This window comes from Thermomonas sp., from assembly GCF_029945965.1.
GTDB lineage: Bacteria > Pseudomonadota > Gammaproteobacteria > Xanthomonadales > Xanthomonadaceae > Thermomonas.
In genome coordinates, this window is the sequence record NZ_JAQSDO010000020.1 from 235,488 (window position 1) to 248,714 (window position 13,227).

The following is a 13,227-nucleotide window of genomic DNA, read 5'->3' on the forward strand; positions in this document are numbered from 1 at the left end:
CAGACTCAAAGCGCCGCCTGCAATTCCGGCAATACGGTGAACAAATCTCCTACCAGACCAATGTCGGCGATCTCGAAAATCGGTGCATCGCCATCTTTGTTGATCGCAACAATCGTACCTGCATCCTTTATTCCGGTCAGGTGCTGGATCGCGCCACTAATGCCGATCGCGACGTAAAGTTCCGGGGCAATGATCTTGCCGGTCTGGCCAACCTGAAGCTCGTTCGGCACGTAGCCGGCATCGACCGCCGCGCGCGAGGCGCCAACCGCGGCGCCGAGCTTGTCAGCAAAGTCGTAAATGATCTTGAAATTTTCCTGCGATCCGACGCCGCGGCCGCCGGAGACCACGCGCTTGGCGCTCTGCAGGTCGGGGCGTTCGGAACTGCCCGCTGCCAAGCCGATGAAGCGGGTATGCGTGGGCAAGGCGGCATCGAGGCTGACTGCTTCTACCGATGCGCTACCGCCTCCGGCGGCTTCTGGCCACGAGGCGGCGCGCACGGTGGCGACCACGGTGTGATCGGCCGGTGCTTCAACCGTAATAATCGCGTTGCCGGCGTAGATCGGACGCTTGAACGTATGTGTGCCCTCGACGCTCATTACGTCCGACACCTGTGCCACGCCGAGCAAGGCGGCGACGCAGGGCATCAGGTCCTTGCCGAAGGTGGTGCTGGGCCCGAACACATGCGAATAGCCGGCGGCGACCTGCGCCACCTGCGGTGCGAGTACCTGGGCGATCGGATGTGCATTCGCGGCATTCGCGACGGTCAGCACCTTGGTCACGCCGGTAATCTGCGCGGCTTGCGCGGCGACGGCGGCGGGATCCGCAGCCAGCACCACGATGTCGATGGATTCCGCGTTCAGTGCCTGCGCGGCGGACACGCACTTGGCGGTCGCGGCGTTGAGCTTGCCGTGCAGGTGTTCGGCGACGATGAGAACCTTGCTCATTACAGCAACCCCTTTGCCTTGAGTGCGGCGACCAGTTCGGCCGCGTCCTTCACCATCACGCCGCGGCTGCGCTTGGCAGGCGCCGCGTAGTGGGTGGTCTTCAATGTGTCACTGGCATCCACGCCGAGGTCGGCGAATGCAATCGTCTCCATCGGCTTGCTCTTGGCCTTCATGATGTCCGGCAGCTTGATGAAGCGAGGCTCGTTCAGGCGCAGGTCGGTGGTGATCACCGCCGGCAGGTCGACTTCAAGCGTCTCCAGGCCAGCATCGACCTCGCGCACCACGGTGGCCTTGCCGTCGGCGATGTCCAGCTTGCTGGCGAAGGTCGCCTGCGGGCGACCCCACAGCGTGGCCAGCATCTGTCCGGTCTGGCTGGCGTCGTCATCGATCGCCTGCTTGCCCAGGATCACCAGGTCGGGCTGCTCTTTCTCGATCAGCTTGAGAAAGGTGCGCGCGGCAGTCAGCGCCTGCACCTGCCCGTCCACCACCACGTGGATGGCGCGGTTGGCGCCCATCGCCAAGCCATTGCGCAGGTGCGGCTGTGCGTCGGCGGGAGCAATGGTGGCGACGATCACCTCGGTGGCGATGCCCTTGTCGCGCAGGCGCAGCGCTTCTTCCAGCGCGATATCGTCGAACGGGTTCGGCGACAGCTTGACGCCGTCGGTGACCACGCCGGAACCGTCTGGCTTGACCTGGATGCGGACGTTGTAGTCCACCACGCGCTTGTAGGCGACGAGAATCTTCATCGTTCGTGGAATCCTGTGCTTGCAGTTTCGGCCGGAATGGCCAGCCAGTTATTTTAACGGACGCACGCGTATGTTGCAGGTGAGCCCTGTCAACCCGCTTTGGCGGGTCCCACCTGTCCGAAAGTACGGTGAGACTGGTGCCATGCAACCGCTAGAATGGGGATCGTTTTGTACCGCGTCTCAATCAATCAGGAGCATGCCGTGGCTGATGCCAAGAGCAAGCACTACAAAGATGCTGCGACCGCCCTGTCCGGGCTGGTGGCGGATGGTCAAACTCTTGCCGTGGGCGGCTTCGGCCTGTGCGGAATTCCCGAGGCATTGATCGCCGCGCTGCGCGATTCCGGCGTGAAGGGGTTGACCGTGATTTCCAACAATGCCGGCGTGGACGGCTTCGGCCTCGGCCAGCTGCTGGAGACCCGGCAGATCAAGAAGATGATTTCCTCCTACGTGGGCGAGAACAAGGAATTCGAGCGTCAGTACCTGGGCGGCGAACTGGAACTGGAGTTCAACCCGCAGGGCACCCTGGCCGAGCGCCTGCGTGCCGGCGGCGCGGGCATCCCGGCGTTCTTCACCGCCACCGGCTACGGCACGATTGTCGCCGACGGCAAGGAAACCCGTGAAATCGACGGGCGCTGGTACGTGTTGGAAACTGCGCTGAAGGCCGATGTCTCGCTGGTCAAGGCATGGAAAGCGGACAAGGCCGGCAACCTGGTATTCCGCAAGACTGCGCGCAACTTCAATCCGGCGGTTGCGATGGCTGGCAAGACCTGCGTGGTCGAGGTCGAGGAGCTGGTCGAGATTGGCGACCTCGATCCGGACCAGGTACACCTGTCCGGCATCTATGTGGACAGAATCGTGGTCAATGCCACGCCAGAAAAACGCATCGAACAACGCACCGTCAGCATGGGGTGAGTCCAGGGCACTTGCGAGCCACTGGCTCGCGCGCTGGTGAACGCCCAGCCATGGATGGCTGGGCCGGGGATTCAAGACATCAATGTGTTGTGCCATGGATGGCTGCCATCCACTAAACGAAGGGAGAGAAATCGAATGGCCTGGACCCGCGATGAGATGGCGCAGCGCGCCGCACAGGAACTTTCCGATGGCGCTTACGTGAACCTCGGTATTGGGTTGCCCACGCTGGTGGCCAACTACATTCCCGATGGCATGGACGTCTGGCTGCAATCGGAGAATGGCCTGCTCGGCATCGGCCCATTCCCGACCGAAGATGAGCTTGACGCCGATCTGATCAATGCTGGCAAGCAGACTGTGACCGCGATGCCGGGCGCCAGCTATTTCGGTAGCCACGATTCGTTCGCGATGATCCGCGGCGGCCACATCGACTTGGCGATCCTGGGCGCGATGGAAGTCACCGACAAGGGTGACCTGGCCAACTGGATGGTGCCCGGCAAGATGGTCAAGGGCATGGGCGGCGCGATGGACCTGGTCGCGGGTGTCAAGCGCGTGGTGGTGCTGATGGAGCACACCACCAAGTCGGGCAGCTCGAAAATCCTGCCGGCATGCACGCTGCCGCTGACCGGGGTGGGCGTGGTCAACCGGATCATCTCCGAGCTGGGTGTGTTCGATGTGACCGCCGATGGCCTGAAGCTGGTCGAGCTTGCCGACGGCGTGAGTCGTGACGAAGCGGTAGAAAAGACGGGCGTGCCGTTGCACTGAAAAATCCCGGGTAGCGACGGCGAGAGCGGGATGTGTCTGCGAAGCGGCATTTAGAGCCGCGCAGCGGATACATGCCGCTAGGCGCCGGCGCGAGGCTGGCACTACAAATTCTGGTAGTTCGGGCCGCTGCCGCCTTCCGGCGTGACCCAGGTGATGATCTCGTATGGGTCCTTGATATCGCAGGTCTTGCAATGCACGCAGTTGGCGGCGTTGATCTGCAGTCGCTTGCCATGGGGCGCTTCGGCGTCGGGCACCATTTCGTAGACCGCGGCGGGGCAGAATCGCGTGCACGGGTTGTCGTATTCCACCACGCAGCGGCCGGCGCAGATGTCGGTGTCGGCGACCTGCAGGTGCACTGGCTGGTCTTCGTCGTGTTCGGTGGCCGCGTAGTAAACGCTGGCCAGTCGATCACGCGGTGCGAGTGTGCGATCGACATAGTCGCGCTTGGGTTCTTCGCATTCGCCAAGCTTGTGCAATGACGACCAGTCCGGCTTGTTCTTCAGCGTCCACGGCGAGCGTCCACCGGTCACTGTTTCCCACGCGGCATTGAGGATGCCGAACCACAGGCCGCGCTTGAAGCCGGGTTTGACGTTGCGTACCGAGCGCAGTTCGGCCATCGCATCCGACGCACGCAACTTCGCGTCAAACCCTTCTGCAACCAGCTGCGAGCTAACCAGGTGATCAGCGGCGAGCATGCCGCTACGGATCGCCTGGTGGGTACCTTTGACCTTCGGCACGTTGAGCAGGCCGGCGGTGTCGCCGATCAGCAGCGCACCGGGCATGTCGCATTTCGGCAATGACTGATAGCCGCCGGTGACAATCGCGCGTGCGCCGGCCGAGAGAATGCTGCCACCGTCCAGCAACGGCTTGACCATCGGGTGATTCTTCCATTGCTGGAAGGCTTCCCACGGCTTGTATTCGGGGTCGCTGTAGTCAAGTCCGCTGACATAACCCAGCGCGATGCGTCCCTTGTCCATGTGATACAGGAAACTGCCGCCGTAGGTGTTGTTGTCCGCCGGCCAGCCGAAGCTGTGCACGATCTTGCCGGGCGACACGCGGTCCTCCGGCAACTGCCACAGCTCCTTGATACCGATCGAATAGCCTTGCGGGTCGCTGGCGGCATCCAGCTTGAAGCGATTGATCAATCGCTTGGTCAAGTGGCCGCGTGCGCCTTCGGCCAGCACGGTGACCTTGGCGCGAATATCAATCCCGGCGGTGTAGCCCGGCTTGTGCGAACCATCCTTGGCTACGCCCATGTCGCCGATGCGCACGCCTATGACGGCGCCCACCTCATCGTGCAAGGTTTCTGCGGCGGCGAAACCGGGGTAAATCTCCACACCCAATGCTTCGGCCTGCGGTGCCATCCAGGCGCACATTGCACCCAGGCTGACGATCACATTGCCCTTGTTGTGCATGCCCGGCGGCATCGGTAGCTTGCGGCCGCCGGTCTTGCTGAGCAGCCAGAACTCATCGTCGGTGGCGTCCACGCAAATCGGCGGCGGGCTCTTGCGCCAGTCGGGCAGCAGCGCGTCCAGCGGGCCGGTTTCGATCACCGCGCCAGACAGGATCTGCGCGCCGATTGTGCTGGCCTTCTCGATGACACACACCGAGATCCCGGGATCCAGCTGCTTGAGCCGGATCGCGAACGCCAGGCCCGCGGGCCCTGCGCCGACAGTGACAACGTCGTACTCCATCACGTCGCGCTCTGTGACAGCAGGGTTGATCTGTTCGGCTTCGCTCACGCAACTCTCCCCGGCATTCCCGTCAATGCCACGATTTTCCGGGGTTTCGGCAGAGGCAGCAAATCCACGGTCGTGCGCGAGTGTGCGCGTGACTCAATGCTTCTCGCTGGGGTGCTTCATTTCGTGGGCCTGCCCGGTCGTCAGGATCCAGCCGGCGATGTCATGGGTGGTCGCCCCCAGCGCTTGGGTGAAGGCATCTGCGACCAGCGTGACGTCGGTGCCTGTAGCGGGCTGTGCATGGCGGAAGGTCTGGCTACCCACCACGGTCTGGTCGTGCGAATGCAGCAGTTTGACGTTGACCTCGATCACGGCCGACGGCACCGCAGCGCCTGCGTAATCGGCTTCGAAATCGCGCAGGTCCATGACCAGCCGGTAATCCGCGCCGATCCCGCTGCCCTGGCGTGCGACCGCCGGGATTTTCCCGGAGTCTTCGAGCGCGCGCAGTACGCCGTCCTCGATCATTTCGGTCGGGGTGCGTGCCCACGATGCATCCTTGTAGACCTGCAGTTCGCCGGGCTTCGGGCTGACCGCGATGCGCAGACTGTCCATCATCCGCGGTGACGTCGGGCGGGTGGTGCTGAGCTGCCAGCTGACGTTGGGCCAGGACGGGTCCCCTTCGACGCGCGGATCGGGTGCGTAGATCGTGGACGCATCCTTGGATCCGCCCAGCAATGAGCAGCTACAGAGCATGACCGACAACAATAGCGCGGCCAGTCTCGCTGCAGGATTTGTTTGCGTGTTCATTCGGGTTTGAACTCCTTGGGCGCGTCGTGGCCCAGGATGTAGCGCGCGGGTCCGCCGTCCAAGCGGTCGGTGACCCGACGCAGGTCGCTGATCAGGGCGCGCAGCTCGGCCAGGGTTGGCCCCAACTGGGACAGGCCATCGTTGGCGAAGCTCTGCAGCGCCGGGCGGTTCTCGCTGATCATCGCATTGGCATTGCCGGCAACCGAGTCGAGCTTGCCAACGGTAGCATCCAGCTTGGCCATCAGCGCAGGCAGCTGGTCGACCACGTTGTGGTCGATCTTGTTCAGCGAGCCATTGGCGGTGGCCAGCGTGAGCTGAAGCGTTTCGGTGGCCTTGCGCGCATTGACGATCAAGGCGGCGATGTCCTCGCGCTGGCCGGCAATACTGCCCGTGGCCTGTTCCAGATGGTCGATCGTCGCGCTGAGTTTGGCGATGTTTTCTTCGCTGATCAGCTTATCCATGCGCGCGACTAAGCGGCTGGCGGTATCGGCGATATTCTGCAGTGCTGAGGGCTCGGTGCGGATGATCGGGATCTCGCCGCTACCGTCCGGTTCCAGCCGCGCGGCTTCCGGGCTGCCGCCGGTGAGCTGGATGAACGGCACGCCGGTGATGCCCTGCTGCGAGAGCTTGGCGCGGGTATCGACCTTGACCGGCGTGTCGGCCTTGACCTTGAGCAGGGCGACCACCTTGCGCGCGTCGTCAGGCGCCAGACTGAGTTTGTCCACGGTGCCCACGCTGATGCCGTTGTATTGCACGCCACCGCCCTCGGTCAGGCCGGTCACTGGTTCGGTGAAGACCACCTCGTACTGGCGCCAGTTGCGTTCGGAGGAGAACTTGGCTGCCCACAGCGCGAACAACAGCAGGCATACCGTCGCCAGGATGGTGAAGCCGCCGATCAGCACATAGTTGGCACGGGTTTCCATTGCATCCTTCCTACTGTTCAGCGGGTGTCACGCGCCGCTCGCCCACGTGGGCCGTTGAAGTACTCCTTGACCCACGGATGGTCGAACGTTTCCAGTTCGCGCACAGGCGCCACTGCGACCAGTTTACGGTCTGCCAGCACAGCCACCCGGTCACAGATAGCGTATAGCGTGTCGAGGTCGTGTGTGATCAGGAACACGGTCAGGCCCAGCGCCTGCTGCAAGGTCCGGATCAGGTCGTCGAACGCGGCCGCGCCAATCGGGTCGAGCCCGGCGGTGGGTTCATCCAGGAACAGCAATGGCGGATCCAGCGCCAGCGCACGCGCCAGCCCGGCGCGCTTGCGCATGCCGCCGGACAGTTGCGAGGGCAGCTTGTCCAGCGCATCGGCCGACAGGCCGGCCAGCTTGATCTTGAGCAGGGCCAGCTCGTAGCGCAGCGAATCCCGCATGTCGGGGTAGTACTCCTTGAGCGGCACCTGCACGTTCTCGCCCACGGTCAGCGAGGAGAACAGGGCGCCATCCTGGAACAGCACGCCGGTATTGCGCTCGATATGCCGGCGATGCAGCGGATCATCATCGAGCGCATCGACCCCCAGCACCTCGATCTCCCCTGCGTCCGGCTTGCGCAGCGCCAGGATCGAGCGCATCAGCACCGACTTGCCGGTGCCGGATCCACCGACCACGCCGAGGATCTCGCCGCGGCGCACGTCCAGGTCGATGCCGTCGTGCACGACCTGGTCGCCGAACCGGTTGACCAGGCCGCGCACGCTGATGACGGGCTGGTCATCGGCCTGCGCGGCTGGCACTTCGGCGTTGCTCACGGAGCCCATGTCAATAATCCATCTGCATGAACCACAATGCGGCGAAGGCATCAATCACGATCACCGTCGAGATCGCCTGCACCACGCTCGAGGTGGTGCGCTCGCCCAGCGACTGCGCTGTGCCCTCGGTCTGCAGTCCTTCCAGGCAACCGATCAAGGCAATGACGATGGCGAAGATCGGTGCCTTGACCATGCCGACCACGAAATTGTCGAGCTTCATCATTTCCTGCATGCGTGCCAGGTAAGCCACTGCCGGTATGTCGAGGTTGAACGCGCCGACCGCCATGCCGCCGGCCAGGCCGGCGACCATCGCGATGAAGGTCAGCAGCGGCAGCATCGCCAGCAATGCCAGCACGCGCGGGATCACCAGCAGGTCGATCGGATCCAGGCCGAGCACGCGGATCGCATCGACCTCTTCGCGGTTGACCATCATCCCGATCTGCGCTGTGAATGCGCTGGCGGTGCGGCCTGCCAGCAGGATCGCAGTGAGCAGCACGCCAAATTCGCGCAGGAACGCCGCACTGACCAGTTCGACCACGAAAATCTGCGCGCCGAAATCGCGCAGCACCATCGCGCCAAGGAAGGCGATCACGGCGCCAACCATGAACGACAGCAGCGCAACCAGCGGGACCGCGTCGAGGCCGACCTGCTCCATGTGGTGAACCGTGGCGGTCAGCCGGAACCGGTGCGGTTCCTTGACCATACGCAGCATCTTGACCATCACCTCGCCGAGGAAGGCGATCAGCGCCATGACTTCCTTGCCATTGTCGACCACGGCAAAACCCAGGCGTCCCAACGCGGCCTTGAAGCCGGTATCGCGCTTGCGCTTGGGCCGCTCGTCGTGGACGTCCTCGATTGCCTCGATCAGCGCGTGCTGGTCTTCGCGGAAGCTGAAGCGATGGAAGTCGAGGTCGCGGCGGTCGGCATAGCGCAGCAGCTGCAACACGCCCAAGGTATCCAGGCGCTCGACGCCGCAGGCATCCACATCGGTGATGCCATTCGGCGCGTCGCGCAGGGCATCGCCGATCTCGTTGGCATAGCGCAACGTCCAGCGACCAGACAGGCACAGGCGGGTGGCATCGCCGGGATCGACGGATGCACTAGGTGGGTGGTGGTTCGGCGCGTTGCTCATGCAGGCCCTGCGATTGCTCGCGGCAAGCTTACGCAACTCGGCGGCGATGATGCGCGGGACGATGCGCTCGGAGTGCCGAGGGAAAACGGTCGATGCAGACATGTATGAATGGCAGTCACGCATGCGATCCTAGCCGACATGCAGCCCGCCGACACCCTTGCACCCGCCTATACCGATGCCGGCTATGTCGAGCGCATCTCCTTCGTGGTCGACCTGGCTGAACGCCTGCATGCCTACGGCACAACCGTGCAGCGGCTGGAAGGCGCGATCGAATCGGTGGCCAGGCGGCTTGGACTGGAGTGCGAGCCATGGGTCAATCCGACCGGCATGGTGCTGGCCTTCAGCGACCCGTCGCGGCCCGCCGGCATGTCCGACACCACTCGCGTGGTGCGGCTTGGATCGGGTGATACCGACCTTTACCGGCTGTGCGAGACCGATCGTATCGCCGAAGACGTCATGGCCGGGACCCTGGACGTGCCGGCTGGGCGTGCTGCCCTGCGCGCGCTACTGCGCGGGATCGGCTGGCGTGGCCGGGTTTTCCAGGTGCTCGGGTTCGGACTGGCATCGGCGGCGGTTGCCGGTCTGTTGCGGTTGCCCTGGCTGGATATCGGGACCGCCGGCGTCATCGGCCTGATGATCGGCCTGCTGGATGCCGCCGCGCAGTCGCGCCCGCGGCTGTCGGAAGCATTCGAGGCGATTGCCGGCTTGCTGGCAGGCACGGTATCGATCCTGGTGGCCAGCCTGATCGGCCCGCTCAATTTCAATACGGTGATCATCGCTGCCTTGATCGTCCTGCTGCCCGGCATGGCGTTGACCAATGCAATGAACGAACTGACCAGCCGCCACCTGGTATCGGGCACTGCGCGTTTCGCCGGGGCGATGACCACGATCCTGAAGCTCACGATTGGTACCGCGATCGCCCTTAACGTGGCGCACATGGTCGGGCTGGACCCGGTCGTGCGCGCGTGGCGACCGCAGCCCGAATGGGTGGTCTTGAGCGCGCTGGTGATCGGTGCCTATGCATTTGCCGTACTGTTCCGTGCGCATCGTCGCGATTATCCGCTGGTGATGTCGGCCGCCGCCTCCGGTTATCTTATTTCACGTTTTGGCGGTGAAGTCTTCGATGCACCCGCCGGCGTATTCCTCGCGGCATTCACGATGACCGCCGCCGGCAATATCTATGCGCGCGTGTTCAATCGTCCCGGCGCGCTAGTGCGGTTGCCCGGCATCATCATGCTGGTGCCTGGAAGCGTGGCATTGCGTGGGGTGATCTCGTTGGTGCAGGCACAGGACATCGGGGCTGGGCAGGACGCGGCGATGGCCGCATTGAATACCCTGATGGCGCTGCTGGCGGGGCTGATGTTCGGCAACCTGCTGGTCACCGCGCGACGCAACCTCTGACTCGCAGCTTCTGAGTCGAGCTTCGGCCGCAGATTGATCCAGATACCAAAACGCCGGCTTGCGCCGGCGTTTTGTCATTGCGATGAAGCGTTGAACGCCTCTTATTTGATCAGGAACTCTTCGAGTTTGCGGCCCTTCGCGGTTTCTGCGGACAGCCAGCGCGGCTGCTTGCCACGGCCAGCCCAGGTTTCCTTGGCATTGGCCGTGTTGCGGTACTTCGGCGGCACCTTGCCCAGGCTGCGGCCCTTGGTCGACTTGCGTGCCTTCTTGGCCGCAGGTGCAGGGCTGCTCGTCGCAGCTGCCGCCGCCGGCTTGCTTGGGCCGGTCAAACCATAAAGTTCCTCGAAATCCCAGCCAGTGCTTTTCAGGAACTTGGCCACGGCAGTTTTGACCTGGGTGGCCGGGCGGCGCTTGGAAAGGATCTTCTTGCGCTTGTTGGCGCGAGTGATCAGGTCAGCCAGTTCCTTGGTGCTGAGGCCTTCGATATCCATGCTCATACAGTGATTACCCTCTGGGTTGCCATCGGGAAAATCCCGGTAGGGTATCCATATTAACTTCGGATAATCCGCGGCGCAAACAACATGACTAAACGGTAATCATCCGATGAGTTTTCCGAGTAGCCGGTCACGGTCGAGTTGTTCGGATTCGGGGGCATTTCGCGCGCGGTATTCAAACGTGCCGGCTTCCAGCCCGCGCGCGGACACCACCACGCGGTGCGGAATGCCGATCAGTTCGATGTCGGCCAGCATCACGCCGGGGCGCAGGCCGCGGTCGTCGAGCACGGTATCCAGGCCGGCGGTATTCAATTCCGCATATAGCGCATTGGCCGCATCGATAACCGCCGGATCGTTCTTGGGATTGATGATGCAGACCGCGACCTGCCATGGCGCCATTGTGACGGGCCATAAAATGCCGCTGTCGTCGTGGTTTTGTTCAATTGCAGCGGCCACGATGCGTGATACGCCGATGCCATAACAGCCCATTGCCGGATTGATCGCCTTGCCATTGGCGTCGAGCACCTTGCAGCCCATCGCCTCGGAGTACTTGCAGCCCAATGCGAATACATGGCCGACCTCGATTCCACGGGCGATGCCGAGCGTGCCCTTGCCATCTGGTGAAGCGTCGCCAGCCACCGCGTTGCGGATGTCGGCGACCTCCGGTTCGGCCAGGTCGCGGCCCCAGTTGACCCCGGCAATATGCAAGCCGGGTTTGTTGGCGCCAATCACGAAATCGGCCATCGCCGCTACGCTGCGGTCGGCGATGATGCGGATTGGTTTTGCCGGGTTGAGCGGGCCAAGAAAACCCGGTTCGCTGCCGAGGTAATCGAGGATTTCCGCTTCAGTCGCCAACCGGTAATCCGCCAGTCCCGGCAGCTTCGCCAGTTTGATCTCGTTGACCATGTGGTCGCCGCGCACCAGTGCCAACACGAATTGCCCGTTTTCCCCGGCCACGCCGCCTTCGGCATCGGTGCCCATCAGTGCGACCGATTTGGCGGTGCGCTGCAAGACAATCCCCATCAATTCCGAGACCTCCTCGCAGGTTTTCTGGGTGGGGGTTTCCACATCGCGCAGGGTTTCGCTGGCGGCGGGACGCTGCCCGGGCGAAACTGCTTCGGCCAGTTCGATATTGGCGGCGTAGTCCGAACTCTCGCAATAGGCGATCGCATCCTCGCCGGAATCCGCCAGCACGTGGAACTCGTGCGAAGCTGAACCACCAATCGCGCCGGTATCGGCGAACACCGCACGGAACTTCAAACCCAGCCGGGTGAAAATCCGCGCGTAAGTGTCGTACATGTTCTGGTATTCGGCGTGCAGTGAGTCCGCGTCGACGTGGAAGGAATACGCATCCTTCATCAGAAATTCGCGCGCGCGCATGATCCCGAAGCGCGGGCGGATCTCGTCGCGGAACTTGGTCTGGATCTGGTAAAAATTCACCGGCAGCTGCTTGTAGCTGGCCAGTTCGTTGCGGGCGAAGTCGGTAATCACTTCCTCAGCGGTGGGGCCGTAGCAATACTCGGCCTCCTTGCGGTCCTTGATCTTCAGCAACTGGCCGCCGAATTTCTGCCAGCGCCCGGTTTCCTCCCACAGCTCCTTGGGCTGGATGGATGGCATCAGCATTTCGATCGCGCCGGCGCGGTTCATTTCCTCACGCACGACGCCCTCCACCTTGCGCAGCACGCGCAGGCCCAGCGGCGACCAGGTGTACAGGCCGGATGCCAGTTTGCGGATCATCCCGGACTTGAGCATCAGCTTGTGGCTGATGATCTCGGCCTCGGCTGGGGTTTCCTTTTCGGTGCGGATATGGAACTGCGACAGGCGCATGGCGAGTTTCGCGAAACGAGGAACCGGCATTTTGCCACGCCGAACCCGAGCGAACCTTCAGTCGCGGTTGCCGTGGATCTCGATGCCGTCATCGGGCTGGCGGCCGATGCGCTCGTATTTGCGCCCCTTGGGCGGGGTATCGGTCACTTGCAGGTTGCCGTTGGCGTCGCGCCAGCGGTACAGCGAATTGGCACGTTCGGCCTTGGCCACCGCCGCCTGTGCGACCCGTGCGCGTTCATGTTCGCGCCGCGGCATCTCGCTGGAGAGCCACCACCAAGCAGCTACACCCAGCGCAATGGCGACCAGCAGCATGCCAAGTTGCCTCATCTCGCAGCCAGGTCAGGTATTGCTGCTGTTGCCAGTGGTGCCATTCCCGGTGGCTGGAGCGGCACAGTTCGCCTTGAGCATGGCTTCGTTGAGCTCGACCTGGCTGGCGCGCTGTTCAGGGCTCATATTGGCATCCGCCTTGCCGTCGCCATTGTTGTCGATACCGACGGGACCTTTGCCACGCAGGTTGGCCAGATTTGCCCGGGCGTTGTCGCAGGACACGTCGTTACTGGATTTCTTGGCCTGCGTCTTCTCGAGGGCAGTGCCTGAGCGCGCATTGATGTCACGCTTCTTGTAGGCCTGCTTAGGCGGGGCATCCGCGTAGTGGGTCACTCCGGCGGAATCCTTCCACTGGTACACGGTCTGCTGCTGCGCCAGCAACGGGGAGCAGGTCAGGGCCAGGCCGAGCAGGACGATGCCGCGTGCTGGCAGGCGGATGGACATACGGGCCATGA

General features: G+C 63.3%; 14 protein-coding genes. 3 read left to right on the plus strand and 11 right to left on the minus strand.

Annotated features, from left to right (window positions below; all coding sequences use genetic code 11):
- Positions 1-5: 5 nt before the first annotated feature.
- Entirely contained in the window at positions 6-944 is a 939-nt protein-coding gene (locus PSV05_RS13800; RefSeq protein WP_300066298.1) for an FAD-binding protein, read from the minus strand.
- Positions 944-1,690 (minus strand): electron transfer flavoprotein subunit beta/FixA family protein, encoded by a 747-nt coding sequence (locus tag PSV05_RS13805; RefSeq protein WP_300066302.1) that lies wholly within the window; start codon positions 1,688-1,690, stop codon positions 944-946. Before PSV05_RS13805 ends, PSV05_RS13800 begins: the two co-directional genes overlap by 1 nt.
- 156 nt (positions 1,691-1,846) lie before the next feature.
- Here PSV05_RS13805 and PSV05_RS13810 point away from each other — a divergent pair, with 156 nt between their 5' ends.
- A complete protein-coding gene (locus tag PSV05_RS13810) occupies positions 1,847-2,602 on the plus strand; it encodes a CoA transferase subunit A (protein WP_300066304.1) in 756 nt (251 codons plus the stop codon).
- 135 nt (positions 2,603-2,737) lie between these two features.
- Positions 2,738-3,364: a CoA transferase subunit B gene (locus tag PSV05_RS13815; protein WP_300066307.1), complete on the plus strand. Its 627-nt coding sequence runs from the start codon at positions 2,738-2,740 to the stop codon at positions 3,362-3,364.
- Positions 3,365-3,465: 101 nt separating this feature from the next.
- Here PSV05_RS13815 and PSV05_RS13820 read toward each other — a convergent pair whose 3' ends face one another.
- The 5 genes from PSV05_RS13820 to PSV05_RS13840 all read right to left on the minus strand — a co-directional run bounded on the left by PSV05_RS13820 (position 3,466) and on the right by PSV05_RS13840 (position 8,723).
- Entirely contained in the window at positions 3,466-5,058 is a 1,593-nt protein-coding gene (locus tag PSV05_RS13820; protein ID WP_300067003.1) for an electron transfer flavoprotein-ubiquinone oxidoreductase, read from the minus strand.
- Between the two features lie 141 nt (positions 5,059-5,199).
- Positions 5,200-5,796, minus strand: coding sequence for an ABC-type transport auxiliary lipoprotein family protein (locus tag PSV05_RS13825; protein ID WP_300067005.1), 597 nt, complete (start codon positions 5,794-5,796; stop codon positions 5,200-5,202).
- Positions 5,797-5,846: 50 nt separating this feature from the next.
- On the minus strand, positions 5,847-6,773 hold the full coding sequence (locus PSV05_RS13830) for an MlaD family protein (RefSeq protein ID WP_300066310.1): 927 nt from the start codon (positions 6,771-6,773) through the stop codon (positions 5,847-5,849).
- A 17-nt stretch (positions 6,774-6,790) separates the two neighbouring features.
- Entirely contained in the window at positions 6,791-7,600 is an 810-nt protein-coding gene (locus PSV05_RS13835) for an ABC transporter ATP-binding protein (protein ID WP_300066312.1), read from the minus strand.
- 1 nt (position 7,601) lies between these two features.
- Positions 7,602-8,723 (minus strand): ABC transporter permease, encoded by a 1,122-nt coding sequence (locus PSV05_RS13840; protein ID WP_300066315.1) that lies wholly within the window; start codon positions 8,721-8,723, stop codon positions 7,602-7,604.
- Between the two features lie 138 nt (positions 8,724-8,861).
- Between PSV05_RS13840 and PSV05_RS13845 the strand changes: the two genes are divergently transcribed.
- Entirely contained in the window at positions 8,862-10,124 is a 1,263-nt protein-coding gene (locus PSV05_RS13845) for a threonine/serine exporter family protein (RefSeq protein WP_300067008.1), read from the plus strand.
- A gap of 101 nt (positions 10,125-10,225) precedes the next feature.
- Here the strand turns inward: PSV05_RS13845 and PSV05_RS13850 are convergent, their stop codons facing one another.
- From PSV05_RS13850 to PSV05_RS13865, 4 genes are all read right to left on the minus strand, one after another.
- Positions 10,226-10,621 carry an H-NS histone family protein gene (locus PSV05_RS13850; protein ID WP_300066318.1) on the minus strand — a complete coding sequence of 132 codons (396 nt, stop codon included), beginning with the start codon at positions 10,619-10,621 and terminating at the stop codon, positions 10,226-10,228.
- Positions 10,622-10,720: 99 nt separating this feature from the next.
- On the minus strand, positions 10,721-12,445 hold the full coding sequence (locus PSV05_RS13855) for a proline--tRNA ligase (RefSeq protein ID WP_300066320.1): 1,725 nt from the start codon (positions 12,443-12,445) through the stop codon (positions 10,721-10,723).
- A 57-nt stretch (positions 12,446-12,502) separates the two neighbouring features.
- The gene (locus tag PSV05_RS13860; protein ID WP_300066323.1) at positions 12,503-12,757 is read right to left on the minus strand and encodes a DUF4124 domain-containing protein; all 255 of its coding nucleotides are present in this window, start codon (positions 12,755-12,757) and stop codon (positions 12,503-12,505) included.
- Between the two features lie 27 nt (positions 12,758-12,784).
- Positions 12,785-13,225 (minus strand): DUF4124 domain-containing protein, encoded by a 441-nt coding sequence (locus PSV05_RS13865; protein ID WP_300066326.1) that lies wholly within the window; start codon positions 13,223-13,225, stop codon positions 12,785-12,787.
- Positions 13,226-13,227 lie beyond the last annotated feature (2 nt).

What these genes read in the sequence shown, in the direction of transcription:
- PSV05_RS13855 (WP_300066320.1), bottom strand. Translation starts at nt 12,445, where the DNA reads ATGCGCCTGTCGCAGTTCCATATCCGCACCGAAAAGGAAACCCCAGCC.
- PSV05_RS13860 (WP_300066323.1), bottom strand. Translation starts at nt 12,757, where the DNA reads ATGCTGCTGGTCGCCATTGCGCTGGGTGTAGCTGCTTGGTGGTGGCTC.
- PSV05_RS13865 (WP_300066326.1), bottom strand. Translation starts at nt 13,225, where the DNA reads ATGGCCCGTATGTCCATCCGCCTGCCAGCACGCGGCATCGTCCTGCTC.
- PSV05_RS13840 (WP_300066315.1), bottom strand. Translation starts at nt 8,723, where the DNA reads ATGAGCAACGCGCCGAACCACCACCCACCTAGTGCATCCGTCGATCCC.
- PSV05_RS13835 (WP_300066312.1), bottom strand. Translation starts at nt 7,600, where the DNA reads ATGGGCTCCGTGAGCAACGCCGAAGTGCCAGCCGCGCAGGCCGATGAC.
- PSV05_RS13845 (WP_300067008.1), top strand. Translation starts at nt 8,862, where the DNA reads ATGCAGCCCGCCGACACCCTTGCACCCGCCTATACCGATGCCGGCTAT.
- PSV05_RS13815 (WP_300066307.1), top strand. Translation starts at nt 2,738, where the DNA reads ATGGCCTGGACCCGCGATGAGATGGCGCAGCGCGCCGCACAGGAACTT.
- PSV05_RS13820 (WP_300067003.1), bottom strand. Translation starts at nt 5,058, where the DNA reads ATGGAGTACGACGTTGTCACTGTCGGCGCAGGGCCCGCGGGCCTGGCG.
- PSV05_RS13810 (WP_300066304.1), top strand. Translation starts at nt 1,847, where the DNA reads ATGGGGATCGTTTTGTACCGCGTCTCAATCAATCAGGAGCATGCCGTG.
- PSV05_RS13825 (WP_300067005.1), bottom strand. Translation starts at nt 5,796, where the DNA reads ATGCTCTGTAGCTGCTCATTGCTGGGCGGATCCAAGGATGCGTCCACG.
- PSV05_RS13850 (WP_300066318.1), bottom strand. Translation starts at nt 10,621, where the DNA reads ATGAGCATGGATATCGAAGGCCTCAGCACCAAGGAACTGGCTGACCTG.
- PSV05_RS13800 (WP_300066298.1), bottom strand. Translation starts at nt 944, where the DNA reads ATGAGCAAGGTTCTCATCGTCGCCGAACACCTGCACGGCAAGCTCAAC.
- PSV05_RS13805 (WP_300066302.1), bottom strand. Translation starts at nt 1,690, where the DNA reads ATGAAGATTCTCGTCGCCTACAAGCGCGTGGTGGACTACAACGTCCGC.
- PSV05_RS13830 (WP_300066310.1), bottom strand. Translation starts at nt 6,773, where the DNA reads ATGGAAACCCGTGCCAACTATGTGCTGATCGGCGGCTTCACCATCCTG.